This is a genomic window from Hallella colorans (genome assembly GCF_003096815.1).
Lineage (GTDB): Bacteria > Bacteroidota > Bacteroidia > Bacteroidales > Bacteroidaceae > Prevotella > Prevotella colorans.
The window spans coordinates 91081-100219 of the sequence record NZ_QENY01000011.1 but is presented as its reverse complement, the minus strand read 5'-3'; the positions used below and the strand labels follow the sequence as shown (position 1 = coordinate 100219).

General features: G+C 50.5%; 6 protein-coding genes. 5 read left to right on the top strand and 1 reads right to left on the bottom strand.

Annotated features, from left to right (window positions below; translation table 11 throughout):
* Window positions 1-443: 443 nt before the first annotated feature.
* A complete protein-coding gene (locus tag C7379_RS07070) occupies window positions 444-1391 on the top strand; it encodes an IS30 family transposase (protein ID WP_103003484.1) in 948 nt (315 codons plus the stop codon).
* On the opposite strand, the gene C7379_RS07065 is transcribed toward C7379_RS07070, so the two are convergent.
* Window positions 1309-2694 (bottom strand): leucine-rich repeat domain-containing protein, encoded by a 1386-nt coding sequence (locus tag C7379_RS07065; protein WP_243406739.1) that lies wholly within the window; start codon window positions 2692-2694, stop codon window positions 1309-1311. The genes C7379_RS07070 and C7379_RS07065 overlap by 83 nt on opposite strands.
* Before the next feature lie 141 nt (window positions 2695-2835).
* Between C7379_RS07065 and C7379_RS12725 the strand changes: the two genes are divergently transcribed.
* From C7379_RS12725 to C7379_RS07045, 4 genes are all read left to right on the top strand, one after another.
* Complete coding sequence (locus tag C7379_RS12725) at window positions 2836-3003, top strand: hypothetical protein (RefSeq protein WP_165815042.1); 168 nt, start codon at window positions 2836-2838, stop codon at window positions 3001-3003.
* A gap of 433 nt (window positions 3004-3436) precedes the next feature.
* On the top strand, window positions 3437-6922 hold the full coding sequence (locus C7379_RS07055; RefSeq protein ID WP_419185308.1) for a SusC/RagA family TonB-linked outer membrane protein: 3486 nt from the start codon (window positions 3437-3439) through the stop codon (window positions 6920-6922).
* 6 nt (window positions 6923-6928) lie between these two features.
* A complete protein-coding gene (locus C7379_RS07050; RefSeq protein ID WP_116616648.1) occupies window positions 6929-8476 on the top strand; it encodes a RagB/SusD family nutrient uptake outer membrane protein in 1548 nt (515 codons plus the stop codon).
* A 32-nt stretch (window positions 8477-8508) separates the two neighbouring features.
* Window positions 8509-9138, top strand: a complete 630-nt coding sequence (locus tag C7379_RS07045; protein ID WP_116616659.1) for a fasciclin — start codon at window positions 8509-8511, stop codon at window positions 9136-9138.
* Window position 9139 lies beyond the last annotated feature (1 nt).

Here is a 9139-nt window from a genome sequence, read left to right as displayed (position 1 = left end):
GAAAAGGTGTATGATCAGTATAAGGTCTGCAAAGTAATCTGTGTAAGCGTGAATTTATATTGCCGTATAGACGTATATACATATATACATCTATAAGGCAATATGAGCATATAACAATAAGTATATACCGCTATATAGGGAAAGGGAAGTAATCTTTCCTGTTTAACAATGGAGGCAGTGTCTGCAAGACTCTGTCATACCGCTTTTCGGGAGCTTTTTCCTGTAAGGCCTGCCTAAAGGTGAAAACGACCATGTGAATGGGTGAATAGATATACATCAATTAAATGGATTGAATGTATTTTTGCAGTAGCTTCTTGAATAATAAATACGTCTATATGTAAATATTAAAATATCATAAACATAGGCATTTCAAGGTATGTGTTAAAAACATTTAATCACGCAATAAAGATGACTTGTCTCATTCATAAACTAATTTTATATACATGTATAACCATTTAACCTCACAGCAAAGATGTGCGATTTCTGTACTTACTAAAAACGGATGTAGTAAGGCAAAAATTGCACAATCAATAGGTGTTGATCCTTCTACCATTTCCCGGGAAATCAAACGGAACAGCGGTGTCCGTGGAAATTATAATTGGGAAACGGCTCAGAAAAATGCGGACCAAAGGAAGAAACGAAAGCCAGGCAACCGTGCCATTTCGGATGAAGTGAAAAATGAAGCAATAAGATTGTTGATAGAAGAACAATGGTCTCCACAACAAATCTCTGCTGTGCTAAAAGAACGTGGCATGATAATATCTCATGAAACTATATATAAAATCATTCGTAAGGATAAGAAAAATGGAGGGACTTTATATCTATATTGTCGCCATAAACTCAAACACCGGTCACGTCCCGTAAGTATTGATGGATCAATGATTTGTAACAGGACAAAAATAACAGATCGACCAGAAGAAGCAGATGGCAGACGCTTCGGAGATTTCGAAATGGACACTATTCTTGGCAAAGGGAATCGAGGTGCCATATTGACCATTACGGAAAAGAAAACAGGAATGTTGTTTATGAGGAAACTTAATAAAGGAAAGGAGGCAAAAGAGCTGGCAAAAACGGTAGTTCGGTTATTGATGCCATATAAGAAATTTATCAAGACTATAACAACTGATAACGGATTAGAATTTGCCTGTCATGAATACATTACAAAGAAACTTGGCATTACTGTCTATTTCACAGATCCGTATTCATCATGGCAAAAAGGTTTGATAGAAAATCAAAATGGTCTTATAAGACAATATATTCCAAAATCATCTTCTTTTGATGATATAAGTCATCAGTATGTAACTAAGGTCACAGACAAAATAAATCGTCGTCCGAGAGAAAAATTGAATTTTCGTTGTCCATTTGAATGCTTTTATGAAAATATTTTTTAACTTTGCAATCGTTAGTGCATTTGCATGTTGAAACCGCCGAAGTTTTTTTATCGTAGGTATGAAATTCCGTCAATTCCGGATAGGTAACACGACAATTCGCAGATAAACCGCCAAGTTCCAAATTGGATATCATCTTAAATTTGGACAAATCTACCTGTTCTATACTCTTCATATTCGCAAATGTTATCATATAAGATCGCAACCCGCTTTTTTCTGGTAAAGCTATCTTTTTCAAATCCGGGCATTCTACAAAAACAAGTGAGGAACCACCGGGACCATCCTGTTCCTGCTCAATCGCTCTCCGACCAAACAGAGCACTATGGCTTAAATCTATTTCGCTAATACCGCTAACCTTTACCCATAGGAAACCTGTCATGTTTGTAGCATCCTCAAGATTGATGCCTTCAGAGGCATCCACGTCTGTCAATGACAAGGTCATGAGACCGCTACAGGGTCTCAGGTACGGGAGTTTCGCTTTGTTTGTCAGGTTTACAGTAAGAAGTTTGCCGTCCCAATAAGGATTGTTCACAATATATTGTACCCCTTCCAGTGTTTCAGCAGTGGCAACTCCGTACCACTTATTAAATACACAGGCATTCGACCTATCATTGTTGTTTAACCGCTTGTTGATGTCAATATGAATACCGTCTTCATCAAAGATGCTGGAAAAGTATTTTTTGAAATTAGCCCTTATATTCTCATCAGGTATCTCGCGAATGGTATTGTATTTCTGCAAGTCGCCTTTTGCTGTTTCCATCTTCACGTCTATACTGCCAGACTCAATCTCTGCCTTCTTCTTTCGATAGAAACGCACAAGGTCTTTGATGTTGAACTTTGCCGTCTGTGGCAAGTACAATTTCGTGATTTTGTGCAGCTGTGTTACGGTTTCATCACCATTCTCTTCCGTCTTTACATTCACCAGTCCTTCAAAGTCATAAATGTCATTGCCTGTCAAATCTACACCGGTAATTTGTGCCGGCAGCAGGGCAAAGTCAAATACTGGTCCATACCCGTTATTGGAGAGTTTTACGTCCTTCAGATTGGGCAGGATGTCAAGCCCGCTTAAATCTTTTAGCTTGGTGCCACTAAGGTCGAGCGAGGTGGTGTTGTTCGCCAAGTCGTTGAGTTCCAACTTGCCGTCTTTGTCAAACTGATAGCCTTTCTGCTTCAGTATGTTCATCAACTCCGTGTTCTTTAGGGCGTTCGCGCTGTACTTAACTACATCGTCGTCATTGCTGCATGAGGCAAGCCCCATCACAAAAAATGCCAATACTGGCAGGGCTAAATTCTTAACGATTTTCATTTGTAAAAAAATTAATGTTTTCGAGTGCAAAGTTAGGGCAATGGTTTGGATGTCACAATACTTATTTTTTATGATTTATTTCGCCATATGGGGACATCCTCATAAATGAGGATATAATTTTGGCCGTTCATATCCTCATTTATGAGGATGTCCCCGGGTGCGTTGGCAGCGCGGGCGAATGGGCGCGCGCCGTTTGCCGCCAACGCGCCGTGCCATGCCAAGCGTCGCGTGTTGGCGGCCAACCCGGGGCAAGCCGCGCCCCAAAAAACAAGTGGCCGCGTGGGAGAAAGCGCACCGTGTCGTGATTAGGGCCCAATCGTGTCGTGATTAGGGCCCAATCGTGTCGTGATTAGGGCTTAATCGTGTCGTGATTAGGGCTTAATCGTGTCGTGATTAGGGCTTAATCATGTCGTGATTAGGGCTTAATTGTCTTTCGCCGAAATTGCTTGCCTGTTTTTGTTGTCGATCTTCGCTTTGATTATCATGGCAAAACACATTTGGCGGCCATGACAAAACCCATTTGCCCTGAATGGCCCCGCGCGTTCTTTCCGGCGCGCCCCAACCCTCTTGCCACGCTCGTCGGGCGGAAGGGCTGTCGCCCTGTATACCGTGATAAATGTTAAAAAAACACATACGCGTGGCTTTTTTGGCGGAAAATATTAATTTTGCAAAATTAGAGAATTATTTAAAACTTTAGATTAATCTACTTTAACGCATGAACAACAACCTTTCAAGCATTTTTATGCAAAAATTGGTCATGGTGAGACGTGCCGTGACTAATGTGTTTTTGACGGTTTTGACGATGATGGCGTTGGTGTGTGTAGGCTCGCCGGGAGCGTTGGCCCAGACCCCAGACCATCATTTTTCGGTCTCGTTCAAAGACAAGAGCGTACCTGCCATACTCGACTTTATCGGTCAGCAGGGCGGCTACACGGTGAGCTATACCGACGAGGTGAGAAACTATCCCACCACGCTCACCGTGTCGTTTGATAACGTGACGGCCGCGCAAGCGGCGCAACAGTTGCTCAGTCACACGCCTTTCGCTTATAGCATTGAGGGCAATGTGCTGCGCGTTTACCGCATGGAGAACGTCAAAAAAGACGATGGCCGAGAGCTGACGGGCACGGTCAAGGACAATAACGGAGAGTCCGTGCCCTTTGCCACGCTGCAAATCAAGGGCACCAATATTGGCGTGGTGACTGATGTGGATGGTAAATTCACATTAAAGGTAGACCGCGACAACGGCACCCTCACGGCCACATGCGTGGGCTACGAGACCAAGGCTGTGCCTTTCGCGGTGGGCCAACCCCTCGCTATCGTCATGCGCACGTCGGTGCAATCCATCGGCGAGGTGCAGGTCATAGCCTATGGCAAACGCAACACCCGCGAGATGGTGGGCGCCGTGTCGTCCATGAAGGCTGAGCAATTGCAAAACGTGCCCAACCCATCGCTTGAGACATTGTTGCAGGGGCGCATGGCTGGTGTGGGCGTGAGCAACCTCTCGGGCACGCCCGGCGGCGGTGGCTCGCAAATCACCATACGTGGTTTCAGCTCGCTCAACCAGCAGGGTGTGAACGACGGCACGCCACTGTTTGTCATAGACGGCGTGCCCGTGGTGGCCACGTCGGGCGCGAACACTGGCGGCATCAACACCTTGGCGGGCCTCGACCCCTCGAGCATCGAGTCGGTGGAGGTGCTCAAAGACGCGGCCTCGGCGTCGCTATATGGCTCTCGAGCCTCCAATGGCGTGATACTCATCACCACCAAGAAGGGCAAGAGCGGCCGGGCCGAGTTTAATATCAACGTCTCGCAGACGCTCTCGTGGCTGCCTGCCACGCCTACGCAGATTATGGGCAAGGGCGAGCGCGATTTTGCCACGCTTTTGGCCAAGAGCCAGCGTACCGGCCATTATGATTGGATGGAGGGTCGCACCGTCATGCCCAAGGGTTATAACGACACGTGGGGATGGGACGTTAACAACGATGGGTCTTTCGACTATTTTTGGCGCAACGGCAAAGTGCTGGAAAACGAGAGCCGCCTGCCCGGCGTGGTGCAAGACTCGCTCAACACCTTTTACAACAACCGCACCAACTGGTGGGATTACGCCTTTCGCGTGGGACGTATCACCAAGGCCGACGCGCAGATCGCTGGCGGAACCGACAACGTGCGCTATATGGTAAACGCCGGTGTGTACGACGAGCGCGGCATCATGATTAGTTCCAGTTTCAGACGCTTGAGCTTGCTGTCCAACCTTGACGCCAAGCTCACCCCTAAGGTAGACGCTTATGTCAGGCTCAACATGGCTTACGCCAACCAGAATGCTGCCGACATGGGCAAAGTGCAGGGCCTAACGTTCGACCCCAAGAACACCAACACCCTCATGCCGGGCAGGGGGTCGGTGGCCGAGGAGCAAGCCGTGAGAAACCTGCGCGACGTGGATAGGCAAAACTCAAACTATAACATCCGCGCCGCCGTTGGCCTGAACTACGACATCGTGAGGGGCTTGCGCTTCTCCACGTCGTTCTCCATAGACCACTACGCCACCCGGGCATACACTTTCACCCCCGACTACCTCACCTATGACCGGCTCAGCAACATCAACGCCAACAACGTGATGATGACCAACCTGCAGACCGAGAACCTGCTCACCTACAAGTTTGACATAGCCAAGCGGCACAACGTGGAGCTACTCGGCGGTTTCACTTACAACCGAGACCTGCTGCAATCGTTGGGCGGCGAGGCCAAGGGCGGTCCCACCAATCGTATAAAATACGCTGGCGAGGGCTGGCCACAGTTGCGCACCAACGAGTATGGCACCGTGGAGGCTCTGCAACGGCTGCTCACCAACAAGGAGGAGCAGGCCATGAGCAGCTTTCTCGGGCGTGTGGCTTACAACTACAAGAAACGCTATCTTGGCGAGTTCTCCATCCGCGCCGACGGTTCGTCGGTGTTTGGCAGCGACGTCAGGTGGGGCACATTCCCATCCGTAGGGTTGGGATGGGCCTTCAGCGAAGAGCCATTCATGAAACCGCTTTGGTGGCTCAGCTTCGGCAAGTTGCGCGCCTCGTGGGGCCGGTCGGGACAGAAATTCCAAGAAGCCTACCTCGCGCTGGGTATCATGTCAGAGGCCAACACCTTCTTGGGAAGCCTCGGTCTTGTGCCCGAGTATCTGGCCAACAACAAGCTCACGTGGGAGAAGAGCGACCAGTACGACTTGGGACTGGATTTGCAACTGTTTGATTACAGGTTGAACGTCAAGCTCGACTACTATTACAAATACTCTGACGCGCTGCTCATGCAGACCTCGTTGCCGGGCAATTTCTTCTTCGCCAACAAGATATGGAGCAACGCCTCGGCCATCTCAAACGAGGGTATAGAGCTTGAGGTGTCGGCCGATGTCATTCGTCGCGACGACCTGCGCTGGACGTTGGGTTTCAATCTTAGCCGCAACCACAACCTCTTCCGCAAGTCGTTCAACGGCGAGGATCTCTCCGACAAGGTGCTCGGACGCCCCGTGTACGGCATCTACACTTTCAAGGACGAGGGCATCGTGCAGAGCGAGGATCAGATACCTTATTATTATAACCAGCAGGGCAAGCGCACGCCGCTCTACTTTATCTCGGAAAACAATCCCCTGCGGGTGGGCGGCCGGAAAATCAAAGACCAGAACATGGACGGCCGTATAGACAACGACGACGTGTATTACGCCGGCAGCACGCTGCCCGCCGCCTATGGAGGCGTGAACAGCCGCTTGACATGGAAGGGCTTGACGCTCGACGTGCTGTTCAGCTACATGATAGACCGCAAGATGATGAACATGGTCAAGGGTAGCGCCTTCGCCCTGAACAAGAATTTCGGCGTCATCATGAACGACTATCGCAAGTACACCTTCTGGAAGAAACCCGGCGAGAAAGCCGACTATCCTTCCATGGAATTTGCCGACGAGAGCTACCTCGGACAGTATGATGGCAACATAGACTCAAACATCGAGCGCGTGAGCTTCTTGCGGCTCAAGCAAGTGGTTTTGGGCTACAACGTGCCCGAGAAATGGCTCAAAAAGCTCTTCGTCAAGGGCATGAACCTCTACGTATCGGGTGAGAACCTGTTCTTGCTGACCAACTACTCGGGGCTGGACCCTGAGATCGTGAACCCCTATACGGGCAAGGACACCGGCGATCAATACCCCCTGAACCGCAAGGTAACATTCGGCGTAAAACTCAAATTCTAAACAACCATGAAACATCTTATATATATATTGCCTGTGGCGCTCGCCCTCACCCTGTCGGCTTGCGACTTGGACCTGAAGCCAGAAAACAGCCTCACGTATGCCAACTCGTTCGACACCGAGCGGGAGCTCAACGCCACCACCTCGTCCATACACTATTTTCTCAACAAGGCCATATCCGATGACAACGCCTTTTGCGCTGCCGGGCTCAAGCTTGACGAGATGAGTTTTGGCGACCAAACACGCCAATGGAACCCCAACACCGTGAAGACTGGCCAAGACTGGGCCGACCTTTACAGCACCATCTTTGAGGCCAACTTGCTTCTTGACAACATTGGCCGCACCCAAGGCTTGACCGAAGGGCGGCGCGCCTTTCACCAAGGGCAAGCTGAGTTTGCCCTCGGAATATGCTATCTCACGCTTGTGCAACGCTATGGTGACGTGCCGCTGACCGTTGATTCAAAAACGATCAAGGCATACGGATGCACGCCGCAGATAGACGTGCTCGACCAAGCCATAGCCCATGCGCGCAAGGGCTTGGACCTTTTGCCCACTTACGACAAGCTCACGGACATCAACGGCCAGCCCATCACCAACCGGCAGTTTGCCTCAAAAGGATCGTGTGCGGCCTTGCTGGCACACCTGTACGCATGGCGCGGCAGCGTGATAGAGCTGTATGGCCTGAGGGGAGATGCCAACGCCGACTACGCCAAGGCCGTGGAATACGCCACCATGCTCATTGATGGCAAGGTGGGGGCTTACGCCCTGTGCCCGTCGCCAGAGCAGTTGTGCGAGGCACTCTCCAGCCCTGAACGACCCAATGCGGAGGAAATATTCTCGTGCGCGTTCGATGCCACACGTTCCAATTTCTCCAGCACGCCCAACCTTGTGGCCATGAACTACCGCAGTTGGCCGTTGGACGAGACGCAGAATTTGGGCGACATGGCTTTCAATACCACCTATCGCCTGCACAAATCAACCGTGGACCAGATGTACGACAAGGGCGACATGCGACGCGAGGCCTACTTCTACAATATAGACGAGCCGCATGAGGTGGACGGCGTGGACTACGCGCTGATGCACAAATACCGCGCCGCTCTGTACATTGCCGACCAGTACGCGCCAAGCGGCAAGAGCTTCCGGTCGGTAAATTGCAACTACACTTACTGGCGATTGGCCGATTTCTATTTGCTCCGCGCCGAGTGCAACGCCAAGATGGGTCGCGACGCGGCTGCCATAGCCGACCTGAACGCCATACGCCACAGGGCCGGCGCAGAGCCATATCCCGCCGCAAGAGATACCGAGGGCTTGCGCAAGGCCGTGTTTCGGGAGCGCGAAAAAGAGTTTTTATACGAGACCGACGCGCGCTATTTTGACATCGTGCGCAACAATTACATAGCGTCCGAGCTGCAAGGCAAGTTCACCACGCTCACTCCACAAGACATCCGTGGAGGCGCGCTGACGCTGCCCGTGCCAGATGGCGCCTACAAAGATTCTAACGGAAGGGTCACGAACACCGTCATCAGGCAAAAGCCCTATTGGGTGCAATACATGTAAAAAACGGCAATCACAAAATGAAAAGTAAACGTATGAAAAATATATTGACAGCCATCGCGGTGGCCGCGCTCACCCTCACGGGAGTGGGCTGCACCGATTATAATCTGGTAGACACAGGTGTTGCCAATGGCGACCATCAAACCACCATGTGGGACTACCTCAAGCTCGACTCTTACAACTGGGACTCCACGCGCGTGATGATAGACCACGCCAACCTGCGCGCGGTGTTTGAGGGCACGTCGGAGTATGGCAAAAACATCACCTTTTTTGGTCCCACCAACCACAGCATCAGGCGTTATCTCTTGGCCAATGGGCTCAAGAGGGTGAGCGATATACCCGTTGACGAGTGCCGGGAGATGTTGTTGGACTGCGTGTTGCCACAACGCACCATGCTCGACGACTTCGTGCCGGGGCGCCCGTCGGCAGACGCTGACAAGGTGATAGGCACCGGTGGCAAAATGTACCGGATGGCATCGGGCAAGCAATTGTGGATTTACAATTTCAGGACTTCTTACAATGGCGTGCCTGAGGCTGGGCCGGTGGCCATCTTCATCGTGTCGCCATTGACCACCAAGACCACGCAGGTGGCCTCGTCTAACATCAAGACGCTCACCGGTGTGGTACACTCATTGGATTACAACTTCACGCTTAAAGACTTTTAAA